Here is a 22,452-nt window from a genome sequence, read left to right as displayed (position 1 = left end):
ATGAAGCGCGGGCGATCTTCACCTCACACAGGACGAATTTATGTGGCTCTTGGTTCTCGCTTATCTCGGTGGTGTGCTGACGATCGTCAGCCCTTGCATCCTGCCGGTTCTGCCTTTTGTCTTCGCTCGCACCGGGCAGCCGTTTATCAAGAGTGGCTTGCCGCTGCTGGCGGGGATGGCGCTGACCTTTGCGCTCGTCGCCTCGTTGGCGGCGGTGGGCGGCGGTTGGGTGGTGCAAGTCAATCAGTACGGGCGCTGGCTCGCGTTGCTGTTCGTTGCGCTGTTCGGGCTGACCTTACTGCTGCCGCGTGTGGCCGAGCGCCTGACCCGGCCACTGGTATCGGCCGGCAGTCGTTTGTCGCAAGCCGCCGGGCAGGACAATCGCCCGCGTCCCGGCGCTTCGTTTCTGATCGGGGTCGCCACGGGGCTGCTCTGGGCGCCTTGCGCGGGGCCAATCCTCGGCTTGATTCTGACCGGTGCCGCGCTGCAAGGGGCAAGCATCGCCACCACGCTGTTGTTGCTCGCTTACGCGGCGGGTGCCGCGACCTCACTGGCCGCAGCGCTGTTGCTGGGCGGTAAGGTTTTCGCCTTCATGAAGCGTTCGATCGGTACCGGCGAGTGGATTCGTCGTGGCCTCGGCGCGTTGATGTTGGCCGGTGTGGCAGCGATCGCTTTGGGTCTTGATACTGGCATTCTCGCGCGGATATCGACCGCGTCTACCGGAGGGCTCGAGCAAGCATTGGTTGGCAAGCTTTCAGCAAAAAAACCTGATGCAAACGGCGCGATGATGGCGCAGATTCCGCCGGCAGATGACTCGGCCAACGGCAGCATGATGGCCGCTGGCGGTGCGATGAAAGTGGCCGCGAAAGCACCGGGCACGTTGCCGGTCGAAGGGCAGTTGCCGCCGCTCGATGGCGCCGTGCAATGGCTCAACTCGCCGCCGCTGGATGCGCAAGCGTTGAAGGGCAAAGTCGTGCTGGTGGATTTCTGGACGTACTCCTGCATCAACTGTTTGCGCACCCTGCCTTACGTCAAAGCCTGGGCGGAAAAATATCGCGATCAGGGCCTGGTGGTAATCGGCGTACACGCGCCGGAATTCGCTTTCGAACGCGATGTAGGAAACGTCACCAAAGCCATGAAGGAATTGGGCATCAATTACCCGGTGGCCATCGATAACGACTACAAGATCTGGCGCGCTTTCAACAACGAATACTGGCCGGCGCATTACTTTGCCGACGCCCAGGGACGCATTCGTTACCACCACTTTGGTGAAGGGGACTACGCCGAATCGGAACGCGTCATTCAACAACTGTTGCGTGAAGCCGGTTCGAAAACCGTCGCCGATGGCTTGATCAATGCCGACGCCAAGGGCGTGCAACTGGCCCCGGACATGAACGAAGTGCAATCGCCGGAAACCTACCTCGGCTACCAGCGCGCAGAACATTTCGTGCCCGAAACTAGCCTGGTGCCCAACAAAGTTTCCGTCTATGTCCCGCCGGCCAATCTGGCCCTGAATGACTGGAGCCTCGGCGGCCAATGGAACGTCGGCGCCGAACGCGCCACCGCCGGTGCCACAGCCAGCCGCATCGTTTACCGCTTCCATGCCCGCGACCTGCATCTGGTGCTCGGGCCGGGCGCGGATGGCAAACCGGTGCGCTTCAAAGTGTCGATTGATGGTCAGGCCCCGGGCGATGCGCATGGCGTCGATGTTTCCGCCGATGGCTCCGGCCAAGTCACCGAACAGCGTTTGTATCAGTTGGTGCGGCAGTCCGGCGGCGTGAAGGATCGAACCTTCAGCATCGAATTTCTCGACCCCGGTGTTTCCGCCTACGCGTTTACCTTCGGTTGATCAGGAGTGACAGACATGAAAACCCAATTCACATGGCGTCGTATGTTGCTGGCCGTTGCGGTCGTCGGCGTGATCGGCCAAGTCTCAGCATTCTCCTTCGGCGGCGAAGACGCTGTGGCCATCCCGCCACCCACACTTGATGAAGTCACCCAGGCCCACAGCGAAACCGCCGTGTTCGCGGGTGGTTGTTTCTGGGGCGTTCAGGGTGTTTTTCAACACGTCAAAGGCGTGCAGAAAGCCGTTTCGGGATACGCCGGTGGCGCGGCCAACACCGCTGAATATGAGCGGGTCAGCGGCGGCGATACCGGTCATGCGGAATCGGTGCAAGTCACCTTCGATCCGACGCAAGTCAGCTATGGCGACCTGTTGCAGATCTACTTCTCGGTGGCGCACAACCCGACCGAACTCAACCGGCAGGGCCCGGACAGCGGCACGCAATATCGCTCGGCGCTGTTCCCGATCAATGCCGATCAGCAGAAGGTCGCACAGGCCTACATCACGCAACTCGATGCGGCCCATGCCTTCAGCAAACCGATCGTCACCAAACTGGAAAGCTACAACGGTTTTTACCCGGCAGAGGACTATCACCAGGACTTCCTGACCGAACATCCGAGCTATCCGTACATCGCGATCAACGACATGCCGAAAGTGGCGAATTTGAAGCAAATGTTTGCGGAGCGTTATCAGGAAAAACCGGTGTTGGTGAAGGGCGGGTCGTGATCGAATCAAGGCCCGTTACTTTAGCCTTGGTCGCTCCATCGCAATCACTGACGTTTCAAACCCCAGACTGGCAAAGAACGCTTCAGCCCCGTCACGCCCGGCACGCAGCACCCAGGTGATGTCGGGGTTGTCGCCCATCACATGTTCGACCAGCGCTCGACCCACACCTTCTCGTCGATGGTGGTCATCAACGACCACCATCGACAGGTAACCGTTGGATAAACCGTCGCTGATGCCCCGGGCGAAACCGATAATCTGCGCATCTTTCAGTGCGACTGCCGTTCGCTGCGACTGGCGGATCAGTTGCGCAAAATGCTCAGGTGAGCCGACGCGATGTCCCCAGCCATGCTGTTGCAGAAACAGCCGCACTGATTCGATTTCGCCGGGATGCAAATCACGTACGTTCAGTGTGTTTTCCATTTCAGATTACGTCCTTGTTCGTCGTTATTTCGAGAGTAGTTGAAGCACGCGCGGAGTCAGGATTTCCCCCACATGCGCATGGCAAATTCAACGAAACGCCGCAGCTTCGGCAGTCGATAGCGATCCTGCGCATACAGCAAATGCATCGGCCTGCTCGGTGCATGGTAATCAGGGATGACCTTGACCAGTTTGCCTTCACGCAGATCCTGCTCGACCAGCGCATCCGGCAGCATGACGATGCCCATGCCGTTGCGCGCTGCCTGATGCAAACCGGCGGAGCTGTTGATCAGCATCGGCCCGCTGACGTCGACCATGATTTCCCCGTCCGGGCCGCTGAGGCGCCAGCGTTTTTCCACTGATTGCCAGTCATCGCCGGCCGGATAGGCGAACGACAGGCAGTCGTGCTGCTGCAACTCTTCAGGCGTTTTCGGCATACCGCGTCGCGCCACGTATTGCGGGGATGCGCACACGGTCAGGGTGTAATCGATCAAGGGCCGGGCGATCAGGTTCGACTCCTCGAAATTGCCCAGTCGAAATGCCACGTCGAGACCGCTTTCCAGCAAGTCCGGGCGGCCGTTGGTCAGCACCACATCGAGTTTTACTTGTGGGTACAGCAGCGAATACTCGCTGAGCGCTGGCGCCAGACGTTCGACACCAAAAGTCAGCGGCGCGGTGATGCGCAACATGCCACGCGGTTGATCGAGGGCTTGTTCGGCCAGGGCTTCAGAATCGGCGACCAGTCCCAGTACTTCCAGGCAGCGCTGATAATAAACGCTGCCAAACTCGGTCAGCCGCTGACGGCGAGTGGTGCGTTGCAGCAGTTGCACGCCCAGCCGTTGCTCCAGCGCGCGCAGGTGATTGCCGACCATCGTCGTCGACATGTCGCACTGCAACGCGGCCGCCGTCATGCTCCCGGCTTCGACGACTTTGATGTAAACGCTCATCGACTGGAATAAATCCATTATCAAGTCCTGCTTTTAAATGATCGAAGTTTTGCCGAGTTTATCCAGTTCGGGTGGCTAACCATACTGCCAGCACACCGACCTTCACTGGAGTTTGAAGTCATGACCGCCGCCCTGATGAACACTTACCAACCGCTGGCCCTGAGTTTTATTAAAGGCTTGGGCACCCGACTATGGGATCAGGCGGGGCGCGAGTATCTGGACGCGGTTGCCGGGGTGGCCGTGACCAATGTCGGTCACTCGCATCCGCGGATCGTTGCCGCGATCAGCGAGCAGGCAGGCTTGCTGCTGCACACCTCCAATCTCTACAGCATCGACTGGCAGCAACAACTGGCAAAGCGGCTGACTGAGTTGTCGGGAATGCAGCGCGCGTTCTTCAACAACTCCGGCGCCGAAGCCAATGAAACCGCGCTGAAACTGGCGCGCCTTTATGGCTGGCGTAAAGGCATCGAACAGCCGTTGGTGGTGGTGATGGCCAACGCCTTTCATGGCCGCACGCTTGGCACGTTGTCAGCCAGCGATGGCCCGGCGGTACGGTTGGGTTTCAATGACCTGCCGGGGGATTTCGTCAAAGTGCCGTTCGGTGATCTCGACGCGTTGGAGCACGTGCGGCAGAAGCACGGCGAGCGCATCGTTGCGATTCTGGTCGAACCGATTCAGGGCGAGAGCGGCGTACAACTGGCACCGCCCGGTTACCTGAAAGCGCTGCGTGAAATGTGCAATCGTCAGGCGTGGCTGCTGATGCTCGATGAAATTCAGACCGGCATCGGTCGCACCGGGCGCTGGTTTGCGTTCCAGCACGAAGGCATCGTTCCGGATGTCATGACGCTGGCGAAAGGACTGGGCAATGGCGTGCCGATCGGCGCGTGTCTGGCACGGGGCAGGGCGGCGGATCTGTTCACGCCGGGCAGCCATGGCAGCACGTTCGGCGGTAATCCGCTGGCCTGCCGGGTGGGTTGCACGGTGCTGGATATTATCGAAGAACAGGGCTTGCTGGAGAACGCGCGGCTGCAGGGCGAGCGTCTGCTGACGCGGCTGCGTGCAGAGTTGGCGGACAATCCCAATGTACTGGCGATTCGTGGATTGGGTTTGATGATCGGTATCGAGTTGAAGCAACCGGTTCGTGATCTGACGCTGATTGCGGCGCGGGATCATGGATTGCTGATCAACGTCACGCGTGGCAAGACGATACGGCTGCTGCCACCGCTGACGATTGATGAGCGGGAGGTGGAGATGATTGTCAGGGGGATTGGACGGGTATTGGCCGCCGACTGATTACTGTGGGAGCGAGCCTGCTCGCGAAAGCGTCATCTCAGTCGACATGTATGTTGAATGGTCGGACGCCTTCGCGAGCAGGCTCGCTCCCACATTTGAAATCAGTAGGGCCTCAGTCCGGATAATCCGTCAAATCCGGCGCCAGCATCCGCGTCTTCACCTTTCCGTTCGAGTTGTGCTGAAAGATCTCTCGCGGCTGCCCCTGTTCGTTGAAATACACTTGGCCGATCCCCGCCGAATTCCACAAGCGTTCCCCTGCCTCTGCATGTTCAGGTGTGTACGGCACGATGCGCATCAGCCGGCGTTTGGTGAACCAGTTCAGCGGTGAGCGCGGCGAGTAGAGCCAGCGGTTGAGGCGGTCGAACCATTCCAGCAAGGTCGGCGGAAACTCGTTCTTGATCCCGCTGCTGGTGATCTGCCAGATCCGTGGGCCGGCCTTGCGGTGTCGGATAAGGACTTCGTAGACGAAGGAATAATGCACATCGCCGGACAGCACCACGTAGTTACCCGGTGTACGTGAGTGTCGGAAAATGTTCAGGATCACCTGTGCGGCGCCGCGATGGGCCATCCAGTTTTCCGCGTCGACCAGCAGCGGAAAACCGCACCAACTGAAGACCTTTTGCACGGTTTCGATCAGCTTGACGCCGAAGATCGGTGCCGGTGAAACGATGATCGCCGACGGGTGATCGAGCAGCTCTTGTTGCAGCTCGCTCAAGGCCTCCCAGTCGAGTAGTCCCGACGGTTGCTTGAGCGCCATCTCGCTGCGCCAGCGTCGGGTGCGGGTGTCGATGACCACCAGCGCGGGACTGCTCGGCAGCACGAAATGCCAGTGCTGAAAGCGCAGCAGATCATCGATCAGCGCGTCCTGCACCGGGCTGTCGAGGTATTGATCGTCGCCGCTGGCGCTCAAACCTTGAGTTTGCTTCAGCAGATCCTTGAAGGCGTCCGGGTTATTGCCCCAGCCCTGGCACAACATATAAGCGATCAAGGCGTTGCCGATGATGCGTTTGGAGAACGGATGGCCGTAGGCCGTTTCCTCCCATTGCGCGGACAGATTCCAGTCATCGGTGATGTCGTGATCGTCGAAAATCATCAGGCTCGGCAGATGCGCGAGCGCCCGGGCGACGTTGCCCAGACCTACTGTGAAGGCATCGATCCGCGTTTGTTCGAGGGCATAGCGCTTGAGGCGTTCAGGCGTGAGTGCTGGCGCTTGCGGATTAACCAGTGTCCACGCGGTTGGCGACCACACCAGCAAGTACATCGCCATGACTTCGGCGAACGTCACCAGATGATTGTCAGCGCTACTGCTGGTGAAAATCGGCTTACGTGCGCCGCCGAAAAATCGCTCACGCAAAGTCTCGTTGCTCTCCAGCGCCGGTAACAAATCCGCGCGGTGGTAGTAACTCGCCGGGTGCTCGTAAAGCTTGGCGCTGTCGCTGACCACAGCGCCTTCGAGGTGCTCGTCGAACAGGCCGAGACGTGCAATCAATGCATGAATCGCGCGCAGCATTGGCCCGGCGACGTCGTCGGCGTAGACCTGATCGCCGCTCATCATCAACAGCGCCGGGCGTTGTTGCGGGTCGGTTTCGCTGGCCAGAAGCTCGTCGACGCAGAGCAAACCATCCGCCGCCGGGTGATGCGGTTTGCGGCAGGAGCCATGCAGCAACTGATCGATCCGCGAACGCACAACAAGGTTCGGACTCGTTGCGTTGCCATACAACAGATGCGGCGCCCAATCGGCGATGCCATGGGTGTCGTCAATCAGCAGGTCGTAGACGACGAAGGTGTCGCAGGGCAGGGCGTTTTCCAGGGTGACATCGATGAGATGGACAAACGCCTGACGGCCTACGGGAATGACGGTGCATTTCGCCGCATCGAGAGGAATCTCTCCTACACCTTGCAGGCGCAAGGTCAGAGACAGTTGGCGCGTGCCGACCAGCCACAACACCAGCCGAGTTGGTTCCAGCCGTCGCAGCAGCGGGCCGGCCAACACAGGTGGCAGTAGGGTCAGGTCATCAAGGGTTGCGGACATCCGGGGACAAAGCTCAAGGCGCACAGGTCGGCGATGATAGCGCAGCCGGCGCCTTGAACCCTTAAGTGAGGCTTAAGAGTCGGTTTTCTGTAGCTTCAGCGCCAACAACTGCCATTCACCGGACGACGCCTGTTCTTGCACCGAGCAGTCGAAACGGTAGGTGACATCGTCGCCGTTCATGTTGCGCGCGGTGACACTGTTGCTGAAGGTGTACACCTGATTCTTGAAGCGCTGGGTGGTGATCGCTTTGCTGTCGGCGAAACGCGCCGAAGCCGGGAAGCGCAAGGTGCTGGTCACCAGCGGACTGCACATGACATAGGCGAGCATCGACTTGTCGCTGTCAGCGTCATGCCCGAGTTTTTTGCTCAGCGCGGTCAGGGCTTTGCGTCCCTGCTCGTCACTTTGATCCAGTACGGTTTTTTCCGAGATCGACGTCGGCGCGCGGCTGGCGTAGTTCGGCAGCAGCGCAGAATCCGGCGGCGATGGCGTGTTGTCCGGTTCAATCGCGGCGAAGTTCGGCGCGTTTTCGAGCGGAGCAGGTGACGCCGCTGATTCGGATTCAGGCAGCAAAGAGGTCGGTTCGACGTTCTGCGCGACGGTGTTTTCGACCGGCGCCTGTTCAGCGCTGTGCCTGGATGGCAGCAGCGACAACGTGATCGACAGCACCACCAATCCGACAATGAAACCGCCCGCTGCGCCGACGATATTGCCGTAGAACAGATTCCAGCTGCCGCGGTTCTTCACTACCCAGCGCCACATGAAACCCCAGGCGGCGATGAACGCCAGAAAACGCAGAAACTCCATTCGATCCTTTCCTTAACCTGCAAAAAGCTTGAAGCAGCGCGTGTTGAGACAGCGCGCTGTTGATGGACGGCAAGATATCAAAATCGACGTCTGGCGCCACGAACACATTCACCGACTGCTCAAACGAACGCTACGTCAGGGCGAAAAACGCGAATGTAGTGATGCCCGCCGCAGTGCCGCAGAGGGCAGCCAAAAGCTGACGTGCGATTGGGGGTTCAACTTGCGAGCGGCGGGCGACCCACATCCATACGCCGATGAGCGCACCGGCAGTCGCCATCATTTCCATCAGGGTGCCGATGACGCCGGGCACCGGTGGCCGCGCTGAACCGAACAATCCTGCACACAACTGCGCACTGGTCAGGCCAACGATCATCCCACTGATAGCGCCCAACACATTGGCAAGCAACAGATTCCAAGTCCCACGGACTTTGACCACCCACACCCACATCGCTGGCCAAACCACAAAGAACACCAACACATCCATCGAATTTCTCTCCTGAAATCAGCGCGGGTCGAAGCGCTCGATGCCCCAACCGACAGTGGACGGCAAGATAGCAAAATAGTAGCGTCGCGCCACGCTGGTCATCCTGGTAAAGGCTTTCCGGAAGATATTTTTTGCACTAGACGCGCGTCACTGATACGAAGCACGACCAGGATGTTTTCTCGAACAGAAGGATGGACAGATGATCGACTTCAACAACAAGGGCTTCTTCAAGCTCAAGCAAAACGATGAGTACGCGCAACGCGTGACCGAGCTATTGCTCGATGGGGAAGAGGTCATCGACTCCTACAAGTCGATGCGCGATGGCGTGGTGTTTACCAACAAACGCATCATCGCCGTCAACGTTCAAGGCATCACCGGCAGCAAGAAAGACTTCACGTCGCTGCCGTATAAAAACATCGTCGCGTATTCCGTGGAAACGTCGGGGACGTTCGATCTGGACTCGGAGCTGGAGATTTACTTTTCGTCGCTGGGGAAAGTGAAATTCGAATTCACCGGGAAGACCTCGATGGTCGAGATTTCGAAGTACATCTCCAAGTACCTGTTCTAAAGAATGTCTTTGAGATAACCCTTCAGCGCGAGGAGCGGCGGATCAAGCTGCTCCAGCGACTGCGCCTGCCTGAGATCGGCTGACAACTTGTGCAGCTCGCGCCCCAGCGGTTTCTCGACGCCGCCCAATGCATCCAGCGCCAGGCCGAGGCACTCATTCATCTTCAATTGAATAGCCTCGACATCGCCACGTTTCACCAACAACTCGAAAATATCTCGCTGGTAGTCACCCATGACCATGTCATCGCGCAGGATCGGGCTTAGGCCCTCTTCCTCATACGCGAGTTTCAGGGAGAACAGGGCGACTGTTTCCAGTGACGTTTCCATGGTGATGATCCTTGGGGTTTTCGTCGGTCGAGAAGCTGAAGGTCAAAAGATCGCAGCCTGCGGCAGCTCTTGCAGGGGCAAGGGCCTTATTGCAGGCGAAAAAAAGGCCTTGCTAAGCAAGACCTTTCTTAATTTTGGTGCCCGAGGGGAACCGTAGTGTTCCAGTAAACTCGGGGTCTTCAGAGAGGTTTGCTGTCAAGGGATACATGTAGGGTTACATGGCAGCGCCTGCTGACCTAGCATGAAGAGACCTTACGGCACTATGCAGACGGTACCTCAATCCGCGCGCACGCGCAAAATAGCCGCCAAGTAGGCGGCTGAATCGGGCGTGTTGCCTTTTAATAAACGCGTCAAACTGTCTAACGCTGTGCCAAATAATCTCTAGGTGACTCACCTAACGCTTTACGGAACATTGCCGTAAAGGCACTGGAGCTGGCATAGCCCAGCGCGTTGGCTACTAGCGCCAAGGCCTGGCCTTGTTCAAGACGACTGAGTGCTTCCACTAATTTGACCTGCTGCACCCAATACCTAAAATTCAAACCCGTTTCCCGAACAAAGAGACGCATCAGAGTCCGTGAGCTCGTGCTTACTTGGTCTGCCCAGTATTCAATTGTCAATGAGCGCTCCGGAGACTGGAAAATAGCCTCACAAATCGCGATCAGTCTCTTGTCTTTGGGCCACGGAATCTCGAGTGGCGCCGATTTGGAAAGGCTTATCTCCTCCAGGATCAGCGCCACGATATGGCGGCACCTGCCCTCAAGAGAATACTCAATAGGTTCGTCGACAAGAGCCAAAATAAGCGCCTTCAGAAGGTTTGAAACCTCAATCACTCTGCACCTACAACCGAGCGACTTGGCTATGAGCGGATCGATGTAAAGCGAACGGGCTTTCACCGCCCCCAACATCGTCTGATCATGTATGACACCCGCAGGAATCCATAGAGCTCGCTTGGCAGGGAGCAACCAAATACCCCCATCAGTTGCCGCACGCATTACTCCTTCTTCCGCATAAAGCAACTGCCCACGATGATGACTGTGCGGGTCTACATAGCTTCCGTCTGAATAGGTGCTAGGCATCACCGTCACAGGTTGCGAGACGAACTGATAGTCCTCCGGGTTTCTGCTCTTGAGCATCAAGTCCCGGTTGTCACTTTGGCGACGATTTCTGTCACTCATTGAATAGGAGTCGTAGTTAACGTGGCTGGGTAAATGCCGCTAGGGCAGGGCTCAACCCAGACAGGATGGATGCATGAGAAGCAAAACTCAACCCGACCGATCAACCGTAAAAATGACCACAACCGCTATCATAGGTTTGCTGATTCTGTCATTCGCACTCCGGCCCGCAATCATCTCGATTGGCCCTGTTCTTCTTGCTATCCAAGAGGAGTTTGGGCTCAGCTTTGCTCAGGCCTCTTTGCTGACAACCATCCCCGACCTCTGCATGGGTGTGTTTGCTTTAATCGCTCCCTGGGTAGCGAGCCGTTTGGGTGGTGATCGGGCTGTGGTCGTTGCACTGCTGGTGCTATTTGCTGCAATCGTTCTGCGTGCGTTTTCTATCTCGACCTACTCGCTGCTCGCGACAACAGTGCTGTCAGGAATAGGTATCGCGGTGGCCGGGTCATTGGTGGGTGGCTGGATAAAAACGCACTTTCCTCATAAGGCATCGTTGCTCATGGGGGTTTATGCAACTGGGTTGAGTGTGGGATCGACTGCCGCTGCGATCTTTTCGGGCCCCATTGCTGAATATACGGGTAGCTGGCGCGTCGGAGTTGGTGTTTGGGCAATCCTTTGCATAAGTGCAGTTATCAGTTGGTTAGTATTGGGCAAACTTTTCGCTCACACATCGCCGACCCCGCGACAAGCGCCAAAATCCGTCAGGTTACCCTGGAAGAATCTGAATGCTTGGGCGATCGCTACGTATTTTGGATGCAGTCAATTTCTTACCTACGCGCTCCTCGCATGGATCGCGCCTCTGGCTGCGCAAACCAATCCTGCCGAGATAAATCCTGGCCTATTGCTCGGGTTCTATACCCTGATCAGCGCAGTGGCTAACATGGTAATGGGGGTTGTTGCTGGGGGCTCACTGAACAAACACAAATGGCTAGTCCTCGCAGCTTTGATGACTATCTTTGGAGTTACAGGGTTGGCGTTTACCCCACATGTGGCCACCACCGTTTTCATCGGTATGGCCGGCCTCGGCTTGGGGGCTGCCTTTACACTTGGCATGACGCTCCCTATTGACCAGACCTCATCACCCGGAGAGGCCAATGCTTGGACAGTATTCACACTATTTATTGGATATCTTGTTGCAGCGCTAGGCCCCCTTTGTTTCGGTATTCTCCGTGACCAGAGCGGAGCGTATTCTGAGCCACTCTATCTTCTGCTTGGTGTCGCAATATTGATGTTGGTTTCAATTTCACTGTTGCAGCCGTTGACTGTAATTGAGGAGCAAACGAAGCCCGCATGCGATTGAAAGCTTTAGTGAAGTTCAATAGCGTAAGGTTCCAATGTTTTGGATAGCTTACGCCCGTGATTTCGCTTCTTCCTGCTCCGACTGGCATTCGAAAACAGCCGAGGGATCCCTGCGGATTTCCTTTAGACAGGGGGTCAGAAACCTGCGGGACTGCGTTAGTGGGAGAATTTCAAAGTTACTGAAATTTCCGGCATTGAACTCGAAAGATTTCTGCTGAAAGAAGGCCATAGTTACCGCATCGGTAACTATGGCATTTAAGCCCAGCATCACGACGCTGGAGACAAGCCCCCACAGCTCAGGCTGCTGGGGCTTTTTTGTTCCTGGTGTGATCGGCCAGCAAAGTTGCGACGTCACGAAAAAAACTGCTGAAAAAGCACTCATCCCCCTCCCGCCAACGAGCCTTACGTCCGTTTCTGATGCAAATCCAGATGTAGTGAAAACAAAGCTGCAGGTCACACGAGCCGTGGCTCTCCGCAGGGGATCGGCCAATTGCACAAAATGAAGGTTTGGAAGAAAAGTGAAGAGACATTGCGCTACAGCGCTCGGGGCCGATGCGGAGGGGGTGACGCTTAGTTGCCTGATTTCATTGATTCAAAATCGCGAAAAATGCGTTTTGAGCCACTTTTCAGGTTTGAATGAGTCATCACATAGATAAATTTCGGCTCAGCTTCAACCAGCTTTATGCCACGGCAGCCGGGCTTCTCTTTGACTTCGGTCGTTTTCAAACACAGGCCAAGTGCTTTGTATTGTCATTCGTCGGTTCTTCGATACCACAGCAGATCCAACTGATGGGAAAGAAGAGCATTTTCTGGCCGCATTTGAGTGCGGCCAGTCGCTGTGCGGTACCAATCAGATCAAAGGAAGCATCATCGTGATCGGGGAAATTTGAGGGCAGCGAAGAAATCCGGCCTTCTCGTAAAGCCCCACCAACTGTTCGTTAAGCGGATGCACTACGAGTGCAGTTGATGCGACTTCCTCAGACGCGGCGAGCGCACGAAGAACGGCATTCTGGATCAGATCGAGCGACAGTCCCGTACCCTGTAGCGTCTTACATACCCCCATGCGACCCAGAACTGTGATTGGGTGCTGTTGGGGTGAGTTGCGCTGCGCTCTCTTGGGTAAAACATCCGCACGCATTATCGTCCCGTTTGACAATGTGTAATAGGCGACGACGGTGTTCGTTCCTTTGAGGCAGGTCACAAATACGGTGGCGGTTCTAGAAGCTTGGGCTTTGAGAGCCTTTTTCTTCAAGAACTCGTTGATCGAATCCTCACCACAATCGAATGAATCCAGATTGTGCGTCTTATTGAGCTTTACCGGGGCACTCAGCTCCAGCGAGGGGGTCTGTTCAGCAGCTTCTCGACGCATTTATTACTCCTTACCGGATTCTTCTGTAAGGCTTGCTCGAAAGCGTCGAAGTCATCGTCAGCAAGGACGAACAGGCGTTGATCCAGAATGACTTCTTCTGCTTTTTTACAAGCAGCATCCAGGATAAAGCTGGTTCGATCACTCCCCGAAATGGCTGCGGCCACATCGATCAAGTCTCGTTTCTTAAAATCGACTCGCATGTTGAGCGGGACGGATTTGGTTTTTTCCGTAGCAGTTGTTTCCGCACGCAGTAGAACAGGGCTGGTCATTGGTCTTCTCCAGGGTCTCGTGGTGATGTAGTGGCTTACCTCCTAAGGTTCATTGGGTCGTTACTGGGCTGGTGGGAAGATTCATGGCTTTTTTCCTTGCGTTTTTGAGTTATGAATTTTTGAGTTTTGAGTTTTGGAGATTCGGGGTGGGACTCATCCCGCAAATAGATCATCCCATGGCGTGTAGCTGTTGTCTACACGTAACGCAGATATCTGTACGGCTTGGGGGGGATGCCGCCATCCACGACATTCTTGAATTTAGCCGGGCCCGGGGGCGTTGTGAAAACTGATTTATTGAGATTGATTCTTGAAGGGGAGGGTGGTCGTTCTAAAAAGAGCGATATCAGTCACACAGCCACCGAGATCGGTCTGGAGGCCCCTGTTTCGCTGGGCTTCCGGTATTACATGGGAAGGTAATATGGAGCGATATGAAAAGTAATATTTCGGTCAACCCCCCGGATTCATTGGGAGTTATGAAATAGAAATATAGCTTTTGAAATGGGTAATAATATCGCCGTCCTATCGCTAAAATATCGCCTTGCCCAGAAAACGCTCAAGAGCGCGGATTGCAAGGGCTGTAGCGATTTTTCAGAGGTGATATTACTTATATTACTTTTTTTCGTGGCCTGACGAATTTTGAAGGGGCGCCTCGATGGGCAGGCGGCAGGAGTTGAAACCAGTTTCTTACAGGCCTCGGCTCATCGGTAGGATCTTGAGCGTGTCCAGGTTCGATTTCAGGTAAAAGCCGCGCGTATCACCTGATTTTTCCATGATGAGAAATTTTTCACCGACCTTCGCGATAAGTCGCATCTCAGTTGAGCCCCCCAAAACCCCCGACTCCGCTATTTTTGGAAAGCGTGTTTCGATATGTTTGAGGTCGTACTCTGCCATCTCGCTTCCAATCCCGGGGGCCAGACTGAAAACCGTGAATGCGGAAGACAGGGCCCAACAGGAAGCTTCCTTAAAATCGCCCTTTTCGGAATTCCTAAAAGTATGAATCGCTTCGACCGCATAAAATCCAAACAGCATGCATAGCCAGATGCTGATGATCATCGACGAAATTTTGGCTGCCTGAATTTCCCAAAATATCGACGATGCGAAGACAGCTGCAATGATTAACGCTGGAAGTCCAATGACGACGATCACTTGGATCTTAGGTGAGAGGTCACGCGAAAACATGGCATACGCCACAAATGCGCCTGCAAGGACAGCAAGCCCAGTCGGAAGCGCGTAGTTGAGCGTTTCTTGAAAACTTAAAAAACTCGAAACCCATGCGCAGCCAAGCTCGTTGAAATAGCCGGTTGCATACTTCTGACCGATTATGTAGAGGAACGGCGCGATGACTGCTGTGAATTGACCGAGTTCGATGAGCGAGGGGGGGTGGCGCTCCGTAGTTTTGCTCATGATGCCACTCCTTTTTTCGCACAGTGATTAGTATCAGCCTCACCACTGTGTCGCTACCAAGCATGGAGATCTGAATTGTAGCGCTCAAACCAGAGTTCAACTGCTCGCTGCTTACGCCACTTTTACGCCACCCACAAAAAAAGGCCTTGAAAATCAAGGCCTTTCTTATTGAGCTTGGTGCCCCGAGGGAGACTCGAACTCCCACTCCTTTCGAAAACGGATTTTGAATCCGCCGCGTCTACCAATTCCGCCATCAGGGCTCAATGGCGGCGAAGTATAGAGATGAGATTACCGTTGGTCAATCACGTTTCATGGTCTATTTTCGATATTTCCGCTAAACTTTCCGGCCCTGCTAGACGAACCCCATCATGCGTGTTGCTGACTTTACTTTCGAGCTCCCTGATTCGCTGATCGCTCGCCACCCTTTGGCCGAGCGTCGCGGTAGTCGCCTGCTGACCCTTGATGGGCCGAGCGGCGCCCTCGCACACCGTCAATTCACTGATTTGCTTGAGCATTTGCGCCTAGGCGATTTGATGGTGTTCAACAATACCCGCGTGATTCCGGCGCGGCTGTTCGGGCAGAAAGCGTCCGGCGGCAAGCTGGAAATCCTCGTCGAACGCGTGCTCGATACGCACCGCGTGCTGGCCCATGTGCGCTCCAGCAAGTCGCCGAAGCCGGGTTCGAAGATCCTCATCGATGGCGGTGGCGAAGCGGAAATGATCGCGCGTCACGATGCGTTGTTCGAGCTGGCCTTCGCTGAAGAAGTGTTGCCGCTGCTCGACCGCGTCGGGCACATGCCGCTGCCTCCTTATATAGACCGTCCGGACGAAGGTTCGGATCGCGAGCGTTATCAGACCGTGTACGCCGAGCGCTTGGGTGCGGTGGCGGCGCCGACGGCGGGGCTGCATTTCGATCAGTCGCTGATGGAGGCCATTGCTGCGAAAGGCGTCGAAACCACGTTCGTCACGCTGCACGTGGGCGCCGGTACCTTCCAGCCTGTTCGCGTCGAGAAGCTTGAAGATCACCACATGCACACCGAGTGGCTGGAAGTCGGCCAGGACGTGGTTGATGCGGTGGCTGCGTGTCGTGCGCGTGGTGGTCGGGTGATTGCTGTCGGCACCACCAGCGTGCGTTCGCTGGAAAGTGCTGCGCGCGATGGCGTGCTCAAGCCGTTCAGCGGCGACACCGATATCTTTATCTTCCCGGGCCGGCCGTTCCATGTGGTCGATGCCCTGGTGACCAATTTCCATTTGCCGGAATCCACGCTGTTGATGCTGGTTTCGGCATTTGCCGGTTATCCCGAAACCATGGCCGCCTACAAGGCTGCCGTCGACAACGGTTACCGCTTTTTCAGCTACGGTGATGCGATGTTCATCACCCGTAACCCCGCACCTACTGCCCCTAAAGAAACCGGCCCAGAGGAAACAGAATGAGTCGCGAATGTCGCATGTCCTTTGAGCTCCTTGCCACCGATGGCAAGGCCCGTCGTGGTCGCCTGACCTTCCCGCGTGGCACCGTCGAGACCCCGGCGTTCATGCCAGTGGGCACGTACGGCACGGTCAAGGGCATGTTGCCGCGTGACATCGTCGCCACGGGCGCAGAGATGATTCTGGGCAACACCTTCCACCTGTGGCTGCGTCCTGGCACTCAAGTGATCAAGGAACACGGCGACCTGCACGATTTCATGCAGTGGAAAGGCCCGATCCTGACCGACTCCGGCGGTTTTCAGGTGTTCAGCCTCGGCGCGATGCGCAAGATCAAGGAGGAGGGCGTGACCTTCGCCTCTCCGGTCGACGGCGCCAAAGTGTTCATGGGTCCGGAAGAATCGATGCAGGTTCAGCGCGATCTGGGCTCGGACGTTGTGATGATTTTTGACGAATGCACCCCGTACCCGGCTGACGAAGATGTCGCGCGCGTATCGATGGAGCTTTCGTTGCGTTGGGCTCAGCGCTCGAAAAATGCCCACGGTGAAAACACCGCAGCGTTGTTCGGTATCGTGCAGGGCGGTATGCACCAGGATCTGCGCAAGCGCTCGCTCGAAGGCCTCGACAAGATCGGTTTCGATGGCCTGGCCATTGGCGGTCTGTCGGTCGGCGAGCCGAAGCACGAGATGATCAAAGTATTGGATTATCTGCCGGGCATGATGCCGGCTGACAAACCTCGTTACCTTATGGGCGTTGGCAAACCGGAAGATCTGGTTGAGGGTGTGCGCCGCGGTGTGGACATGTTCGATTGCGTGATGCCAACCCGGAATGCCCGCAATGGGCATCTGTTCATTGATACCGGCGTGCTGAAGATCCGTAACGCGTTCCATCGCCATGATGAATCGCCGCTGGATCCGACCTGCGATTGCTATACCTGCCAGAACTTCTCCCGCGCTTATCTGCATCACCTGGACAAGTGCGGCGAAATGCTGGGAAGCATGCTCAATACCATCCATAACTTGCGCCATTATCAGGTGCTGATGGCTGGTTTGCGCGAGGCTATTCAACAGGGTACATTGGCCGCCTTTGTCGATGCCTTCTACGCCAAACGCGGGCTCCCCGTTCCGCCTTTGGACTGAGTTTTCTGACCCCAAGATTCAACATTTGCAACTGGAGTGCTAAATGAGCTTTTTTATCTCTAACGCCATGGCTGACGCGGCTGCACCGGCTGCTGCCGGCCCAATGGGCGGCGGTTTCGAGTGGATTTTCCTGGTCGGTTTCCTGGTCATCTTCTACCTGATGATCTGGCGTCCACAGGCCAAGCGCGCCAAAGAGCAGAAGAACCTGCTGAGCAGCCTTGCGAAGGGCGACGAAGTTGTGACCACTGGCGGCATCGCCGGCAAGATCACCAAAGTTGCCGATGACTTCGTGGTTCTGGAAGTTTCCGACACCGTCGAAATGAAATTCCAGAAAGGCGCCATCGCCGCCACGCTGCCAAAAGGCACGCTGAAAGCGATCTAAAGGTAACAACTTCTACTCAATCGACGGGGCGCGCAAGGCGCCCCGCGTTCATAACGGGCGGCGTGATGCTGAACAAATACCCTCTGTGGAAATACATTCTGATCCTGGCGGTGCTGGCGGTCGGTCTGATTTATTCCGCTCCCAATCTTTATCCTGATGACCCGGCCATTCAGGTCAGCGGTGCAAGCACTGCACTGCAAGTCAATCAGGCTGATCTGGATCGCGTGAGCACTGCGCTCAAGGAATCCGGGATCAACGTCAAGGCAGCCACACTGGCGGCAAACGGCAAGGGCGGTCTGATCCGTCTGACCAAGGCTGAAGATCAGCTGCCGGCCAAAGACGTTGTGCGCAAGGCATTGGGTGATGACTACGTCGTTGCGCTGAACCTGGCACAGACCACCCCGCAATGGCTGCGCAATCTGGGCGCTCACCCGATGAAGCTGGGTCTGGACTTGTCCGGTGGTGTGCACTTCCTGCTGGAAGTGGACATGGACAAAGCCCTCGATGCACGCCTGAAAGTCTACGAAGGCGACGTCAAGAGCCTGCTGCGCAAAGAGAAACTGCGTTATCGCAGCCTGCCGCAACTCAATGGCGCCATTCAGTTGGGCTTCAGTGATGAAGACTCCCGCGAACAGGCCCGTGCGCTGATCCGCAAGAACTTCAACGATTTCGACATTGTTCCGGCCGATCTCAACGGTCAACCGGTACTGCGTCTGGCGATGACCCCGGCGAAGCTGGCGGAAATCCGTGAATACTCCATCAAGCAGAACTTGACCACGGTACGTAACCGCGTCAACGAGCTGGGTGTTGCCGAACCGATCGTCCAGCGTCAGGGCGCCAACCGCATCGTGGTTGAGCTGCCAGGCGTGCAGGACACTGCCGAAGCCAAGCGTATTCTCGGCAAGACGGCCAACCTTGAGTTCCGTCTGGCTGCAGAGCCGGGTGCTTCGAAAGCCACTTCCGAGACTTTCGAGTTCCGTGAAGGCAATCGTCCCGCTGCGCAGATCGAACGTGGTCTGATCATCACCGGTGACCAGGTGACCGACGCCAAGGCCGGTTTCGGCGAGCACGGCACGCCTGAAGTGAACATCCGTCTGGATGGTCACGGTGGCGAGCTGATGAGCCGCGCAACCCGTTCGAACGTCGGTCGCAGCATGGCGGTGATCTTCATCGAGCAGCGTCCGGTGACCACCTACGTCAAGCAGATGGTCGACGGCGTCGAAAAAGACGTCGCGGTGCAAACGTTTAAAGAAGAGAAGAAGATCATCAGCCTGGCGACCATTCAGTCGCCGCTGGGTGCTCAGTTCCGCATCACTGGCCTGAACGGTCAGGGCGAGTCGTCCGAGCTGGCGCTGCTGCTGCGTGCCGGTGGTCTGGCTGCACCGATGTACTTCGCTGAAGAGCGCACAATCGGCCCGAGCCTGGGTGCTGACAACATCACCAAAGGTATCGATGCGTCGCTGTGGGGCATGCTGTTCGTGTCGCTGTTCATCATCGCCATCTACCGCTTCTTCGGCATCATCGCTACTGTCGCGCTGGCGGTGAACATGGTGCTGCTGCTGGCCTTGATGTCGCTGCTGGGCGCAACACTGACCCTGCCAGGTATCGCCGGTATCGTGCTGACCATGGGTATGGCGGTCGACGCCAACGTGCTGATCTTCTCGCGGATCCGTGAAGAGATCGCCGCCGGCATGACTGTGCAGCGTGCAATCAACGAAGGCTTCGGCCGGGCATTCACCGCGATTCTCGACGCCAACCTGACTACCTTGTTGGTCGGCGGGATTCTCTTCGCCATGGGCACCGGCCCGGTCAAAGGTTTCGCAGTGACCATGTCCCTCGGGATCTTTACCTCGATGTTCACGGCCATCATGGTGACCCGCGCAATGGTCAACCTGATCTTTGGCGGACGTGACTTCAAGAAGTTGTGGATTTAAGGGGCTGCCATGTTACGTACAATCAACTTCATGGGCGTTCGCAACTTCGCGTTCGGCGTCACAGTATTCCTCACCTTGCTGGCCTTGTTCAGTGTCGCTACCAAGGGCATGAACTGGGGCCTGGACTTCACCGGCGGTACGCTCATCGAGCTGACCTACGAGCGTCCGGCCGACGTCACCAAGGTGCGTGAAGAGCTGGTAACTTCCGGTTATCACGAAGCCATCGTACAGAGCTTCGGTGCGACTACCGATTTGCTGGTGCGCATGCCGGGTGAAGACCCGCAACTGGGTCATCAGGTCGCGCAAGCGCTGCAGAAACTCGGCGGCGATAACCCGGCGACGGTCAAGCGCGTCGAGTTCGTTGGCCCGCAGGTCGGTGAAGAGCTGCGCGACCAGGGCGGCCTCGGCATGCTGCTGGCGCTCGGTGGCATCCTGATCTACCTGGCTTTCCGCTTTCAGTGGAAATTCGCGGTCGGCGCCATCGTTTCGCTGATCCACGACGTGATCGTGACCATCGGTATCCTGTCGTTCTTCCAGATCACTTTCGACCTGACGGTACTGGCGGCGGTACTGGCGATCATCGGTTACTCGTTGAACGACACCATCGTCGTATTCGACCGGGTGCGTGAGAACTTCCGTGTCCTGCGCAAGGCGACGCTGATCGAGAACATCAACATCTCGACCACGCAAACCCTGCTGCGCACCATGGCGACCTCGATCTCGACGTTGCTGGCGATTGCGGCACTGCTGTTCTTCGGTGGCGATAACCTGTTCGGCTTCTCCATCGCGCTGTTCATTGGTGTATTGGCGGGTACTTACTCGTCGATCTACATCGCCAACGTGGTGCTGATCTGGCTAAACCTCAGCACAGAAGACCTGATTCCTCCTGCAAATACTGAGAAGGAAGTCGACGACCGTCCATAACGCGTAGCGTTTTCCCGGTTGTCAGCTAAAAAAGGCGCGAGTTGAACTCGCGCTTTTTTTTATGCTCCAAGGCTGGGAGAAGCGCGGGCGCGTCCCGCATGTGATGGTCAGGAGGTTCATGTGAACAAGTCGTTGCTGGTTGGTGCGGTATTGGGTGCTGTCGGTGTCACTGCCGGGGGTGCTGTTGCCACCTACAGCCTGGTTAAAAGCGGCCCTGAGTATGCGCAGGTCTTGGCCGTTGAGCCGGTCAAGACACAGATCAAGACACCACGTGAAGTGTGCAAGGATGTAACGGTCACTCGCCAGGCGCCTGTAAAAGATCAGCACCAGATTGCCGGTACGGTAGTCGGTGCACTGGCAGGTGGTCTGTTGGGTAACCAGATCGGCGGCGGCACCGGCAAGAAAATTGCCACGGTCGCTGGCGCAGTCGGTGGCGGTTATGCCGGTAACAAGGTGCAGGAAGGTATGCAGAATCGCGATACCTACACCACCACGCAAACCCGCTGCAACACGGTGAATGACATCAGCGACAAGGTCGTTGGTTATGACGTGCGTTATTCGCTGGATGGCAAGGAAGGCAAAGTGCGCATGGATCGTGATCCGGGCAACCAGATTCCGGTCGACAAGGAAGGTAAGTTGATCCTGTCGCAGAACGAGCCGGGTCAGTAACAGGCCGATCGTTTAGAAAGAAGCACCCTGCGGGGTGCTTTTTTTGTGCCCATGGTTTGGGGGTTGCCCTTGTAGGAGCAAGGCTTGCCCGCGAAGACATTTGTACATTCGATAAATATGTTGGATGTGCCGGCCTCTTCGCGAGCAAGCTTTGCTCCTACGGGGTTTGCGCGCGAAGCCGTCCGTAGGGTCGCCAGCAAATCACTGGGCATAAAAAAAACGCCCCGAAGGGCGCTTTTTTTCGTTTCGCGTAACGCTTAGCGCTTCAGCGAAGCTGGCAGGTGCGGCTGGATCGCCGTCAGAACTGCTTTGAAGCATTTAGTGTTGCCGGCAACGATGTGGCCTTTTTCAAGGAAATCGTGACCGCCGGTGAAGTCGCTCACCAGGCCGCCAGCTTCTTGAATCAGCAGGGCGCCTGCAGCCATGTCCCACTCGGACAGACCCGATTCCCAGAACGCATCGAAACGACCGGCAGCCACGTAAGCCAGATCCAGGCTCGCCGAACCGGCGCGACGGATGCCGGCAGTCTGGCCAACCAGAGCGCGGAACATGCCCAGATAGTTTTCCAGGTTGTCCATTTGATCGTCACGGAATGGGAAGCCCGTGCCGAGCAGTGCGCCGTCGAGGCTGGTACGGCCGCTGACGCGCAGACGACGACCGTTCAGTTGAGCGCCGCGACCACGGCTGGCGGTGAATTCTTCCTGACGAACCGGATCCAGAACAACAGCGTGTTCCAGGCGACCGCGGTATTTGCAGGCGATGCTGACGGCGAAGTGAGGAATGCCGCGCAGGAAGTTGGTGGTGCCGTCCAGCGGATCGATGATCCACAGGTACTCTTCGCCTTCGATGCCGGTACCGGCGTGCATGCCAGTCTCTTCACCGCGGATGGAGTGGTTCGGGTAAGCCTTGCGCAGCGCGTCGATGATTTTCTGTTCAGCGGCGCGATCGACCTCGGATACATAATCCTTGGCGTCTTTTTCGTCGACCTTGATGGTATCCAGGCGCTCGATGGAGCGGAAGATCAGTT

23 protein-coding genes and 1 tRNA gene are annotated in these 22,452 nt (G+C 56.8%); 11 read left to right on the top strand and 13 right to left on the bottom strand.

The window, feature by feature from the left end; genetic code table 11:
* The first annotated feature begins 40 nt into the window (after nucleotides 1–40).
* Nucleotides 41–1,849 carry a cytochrome c biogenesis protein DipZ gene (locus tag ACIP66_RS23665; RefSeq protein ID WP_400651318.1) on the top strand — a complete coding sequence of 603 codons (1,809 nt, stop codon included), beginning with the start codon at nucleotides 41–43 and terminating at the stop codon, nucleotides 1,847–1,849.
* Nucleotides 1,850–1,864: 15 nt separating this feature from the next.
* A complete protein-coding gene (gene msrA / locus ACIP66_RS23660; RefSeq protein WP_053123567.1) occupies nucleotides 1,865–2,569 on the top strand; it encodes a peptide-methionine (S)-S-oxide reductase MsrA in 705 nt (234 codons plus the stop codon).
* Nucleotides 2,570–2,584: 15 nt separating this feature from the next.
* Here the strand turns inward: msrA and ACIP66_RS23655 are convergent, their stop codons facing one another.
* The gene (locus ACIP66_RS23655) at nucleotides 2,585–2,989 is read right to left on the bottom strand and encodes a GNAT family N-acetyltransferase (RefSeq protein ID WP_400651315.1); all 405 of its coding nucleotides are present in this window, start codon (nucleotides 2,987–2,989) and stop codon (nucleotides 2,585–2,587) included.
* A gap of 56 nt (nucleotides 2,990–3,045) precedes the next feature.
* Nucleotides 3,046–3,951, bottom strand: coding sequence for a LysR family transcriptional regulator (locus tag ACIP66_RS23650; protein WP_400651313.1), 906 nt, complete (start codon nucleotides 3,949–3,951; stop codon nucleotides 3,046–3,048).
* Between the two features lie 102 nt (nucleotides 3,952–4,053).
* Between ACIP66_RS23650 and ACIP66_RS23645 the strand changes: the two genes are divergently transcribed.
* On the top strand, nucleotides 4,054–5,226 hold the full coding sequence (locus ACIP66_RS23645) for an aspartate aminotransferase family protein (RefSeq protein WP_400651310.1): 1,173 nt from the start codon (nucleotides 4,054–4,056) through the stop codon (nucleotides 5,224–5,226).
* 112 nt (nucleotides 5,227–5,338) lie between these two features.
* On the opposite strand, the gene ACIP66_RS23640 is transcribed toward ACIP66_RS23645, so the two are convergent.
* The 3 genes from ACIP66_RS23640 to ACIP66_RS23630 all read right to left on the bottom strand — a co-directional run bounded on the left by ACIP66_RS23640 (nucleotide 5,339) and on the right by ACIP66_RS23630 (nucleotide 8,546).
* Nucleotides 5,339–7,258 carry an alkaline phosphatase D family protein gene (locus ACIP66_RS23640; protein WP_400651307.1) on the bottom strand — a complete coding sequence of 640 codons (1,920 nt, stop codon included), beginning with the start codon at nucleotides 7,256–7,258 and terminating at the stop codon, nucleotides 5,339–5,341.
* A 72-nt stretch (nucleotides 7,259–7,330) separates the two neighbouring features.
* Nucleotides 7,331–8,062 (bottom strand): hypothetical protein, encoded by a 732-nt coding sequence (locus ACIP66_RS23635; RefSeq protein WP_400651305.1) that lies wholly within the window; start codon nucleotides 8,060–8,062, stop codon nucleotides 7,331–7,333.
* Between the two features lie 130 nt (nucleotides 8,063–8,192).
* On the bottom strand, nucleotides 8,193–8,546 hold the full coding sequence (locus ACIP66_RS23630) for a hypothetical protein (protein ID WP_400651302.1): 354 nt from the start codon (nucleotides 8,544–8,546) through the stop codon (nucleotides 8,193–8,195).
* Between the two features lie 199 nt (nucleotides 8,547–8,745).
* Between ACIP66_RS23630 and ACIP66_RS23625 the strand changes: the two genes are divergently transcribed.
* Complete coding sequence (locus tag ACIP66_RS23625; RefSeq protein ID WP_053123551.1) at nucleotides 8,746–9,114, top strand: PH domain-containing protein; 369 nt, start codon at nucleotides 8,746–8,748, stop codon at nucleotides 9,112–9,114.
* On the opposite strand, the gene ACIP66_RS23620 is transcribed toward ACIP66_RS23625, so the two are convergent.
* Both ACIP66_RS23620 and ACIP66_RS23615 read right to left on the bottom strand, forming a co-directional pair.
* The gene (locus tag ACIP66_RS23620) at nucleotides 9,111–9,440 is read right to left on the bottom strand and encodes a hypothetical protein (protein ID WP_400651300.1); all 330 of its coding nucleotides are present in this window, start codon (nucleotides 9,438–9,440) and stop codon (nucleotides 9,111–9,113) included. The two genes, ACIP66_RS23625 and ACIP66_RS23620, sit on opposite strands and share 4 nt — an antisense overlap.
* A gap of 359 nt (nucleotides 9,441–9,799) precedes the next feature.
* Nucleotides 9,800–10,615, bottom strand: coding sequence for an AraC family transcriptional regulator (locus tag ACIP66_RS23615; RefSeq protein ID WP_400651297.1), 816 nt, complete (start codon nucleotides 10,613–10,615; stop codon nucleotides 9,800–9,802).
* A gap of 73 nt (nucleotides 10,616–10,688) precedes the next feature.
* Between ACIP66_RS23615 and ACIP66_RS23610 the strand changes: the two genes are divergently transcribed.
* On the top strand, nucleotides 10,689–11,912 hold the full coding sequence (locus tag ACIP66_RS23610) for a CynX/NimT family MFS transporter (RefSeq protein WP_400651295.1): 1,224 nt from the start codon (nucleotides 10,689–10,691) through the stop codon (nucleotides 11,910–11,912).
* A gap of 48 nt (nucleotides 11,913–11,960) precedes the next feature.
* On the opposite strand, the gene ACIP66_RS23605 is transcribed toward ACIP66_RS23610, so the two are convergent.
* The 5 genes from ACIP66_RS23605 to ACIP66_RS23585 form a co-directional block, all read right to left on the bottom strand.
* On the bottom strand, nucleotides 11,961–12,293 hold the full coding sequence (locus ACIP66_RS23605; protein WP_400651292.1) for a hypothetical protein: 333 nt from the start codon (nucleotides 12,291–12,293) through the stop codon (nucleotides 11,961–11,963).
* Nucleotides 12,294–12,761: 468 nt separating this feature from the next.
* Nucleotides 12,762–13,280: a hypothetical protein gene (locus ACIP66_RS23600; RefSeq protein ID WP_400651289.1), complete on the bottom strand. Its 519-nt coding sequence runs from the start codon at nucleotides 13,278–13,280 to the stop codon at nucleotides 12,762–12,764.
* Entirely contained in the window at nucleotides 13,238–13,549 is a 312-nt protein-coding gene (locus ACIP66_RS23595; RefSeq protein WP_400651287.1) for a DUF1778 domain-containing protein, read from the bottom strand. The genes ACIP66_RS23600 and ACIP66_RS23595 overlap by 43 nt, the downstream gene beginning before the upstream one ends.
* Nucleotides 13,550–14,233: 684 nt before the next feature.
* Nucleotides 14,234–14,953, bottom strand: a complete 720-nt coding sequence (locus tag ACIP66_RS23590) for a hypothetical protein (RefSeq protein WP_400651284.1) — start codon at nucleotides 14,951–14,953, stop codon at nucleotides 14,234–14,236.
* A 175-nt stretch (nucleotides 14,954–15,128) separates the two neighbouring features.
* Nucleotides 15,129–15,213 (bottom strand) — tRNA-Leu (locus ACIP66_RS23585).
* Nucleotides 15,214–15,321: 108 nt separating this feature from the next.
* Here ACIP66_RS23585 and queA point away from each other — a divergent pair.
* The 6 genes from queA (at nucleotide 15,322) to ACIP66_RS23555 (ending at nucleotide 21,425) form a co-directional block, all read left to right on the top strand.
* Nucleotides 15,322–16,386 carry a tRNA preQ1(34) S-adenosylmethionine ribosyltransferase-isomerase QueA gene (gene queA, locus ACIP66_RS23580; protein ID WP_400651281.1) on the top strand — a complete coding sequence of 355 codons (1,065 nt, stop codon included), beginning with the start codon at nucleotides 15,322–15,324 and terminating at the stop codon, nucleotides 16,384–16,386.
* 14 nt (nucleotides 16,387–16,400) lie between these two features.
* On the top strand, nucleotides 16,401–17,516 hold the full coding sequence (tgt, locus tag ACIP66_RS23575; RefSeq protein ID WP_164979451.1) for a tRNA guanosine(34) transglycosylase Tgt: 1,116 nt from the start codon (nucleotides 16,401–16,403) through the stop codon (nucleotides 17,514–17,516).
* Nucleotides 17,517–17,559: 43 nt separating this feature from the next.
* Nucleotides 17,560–17,898: a preprotein translocase subunit YajC gene (gene yajC, locus ACIP66_RS23570; protein ID WP_003227923.1), complete on the top strand. Its 339-nt coding sequence runs from the start codon at nucleotides 17,560–17,562 to the stop codon at nucleotides 17,896–17,898.
* 65 nt (nucleotides 17,899–17,963) lie between these two features.
* Nucleotides 17,964–19,832, top strand: a complete 1,869-nt coding sequence (gene secD, locus ACIP66_RS23565; RefSeq protein WP_053123543.1) for a protein translocase subunit SecD — start codon at nucleotides 17,964–17,966, stop codon at nucleotides 19,830–19,832.
* Between the two features lie 9 nt (nucleotides 19,833–19,841).
* The gene (gene secF, locus ACIP66_RS23560; protein WP_053123541.1) at nucleotides 19,842–20,756 is read left to right on the top strand and encodes a protein translocase subunit SecF; all 915 of its coding nucleotides are present in this window, start codon (nucleotides 19,842–19,844) and stop codon (nucleotides 20,754–20,756) included.
* A gap of 120 nt (nucleotides 20,757–20,876) precedes the next feature.
* Nucleotides 20,877–21,425, top strand: coding sequence for a glycine zipper 2TM domain-containing protein (locus tag ACIP66_RS23555; protein WP_053123539.1), 549 nt, complete (start codon nucleotides 20,877–20,879; stop codon nucleotides 21,423–21,425).
* Between the two features lie 257 nt (nucleotides 21,426–21,682).
* Here the strand turns inward: ACIP66_RS23555 and suhB are convergent, their stop codons facing one another.
* Nucleotides 21,683–22,450 carry an inositol-phosphate phosphatase gene (suhB, locus tag ACIP66_RS23550; RefSeq protein ID WP_400651278.1) on the bottom strand — a complete coding sequence of 256 codons (768 nt, stop codon included), beginning with the start codon at nucleotides 22,448–22,450 and terminating at the stop codon, nucleotides 21,683–21,685.
* Between the last annotated feature and the right edge of the window lie 2 nt (nucleotides 22,451–22,452).

Source organism: Pseudomonas sp. NPDC088429 (assembly GCF_044753305.1).
GTDB lineage: Bacteria > Pseudomonadota > Gammaproteobacteria > Pseudomonadales > Pseudomonadaceae > Aquipseudomonas > Aquipseudomonas rustica.
This window is presented reverse-complemented; position numbering and strand designations above follow the sequence as displayed.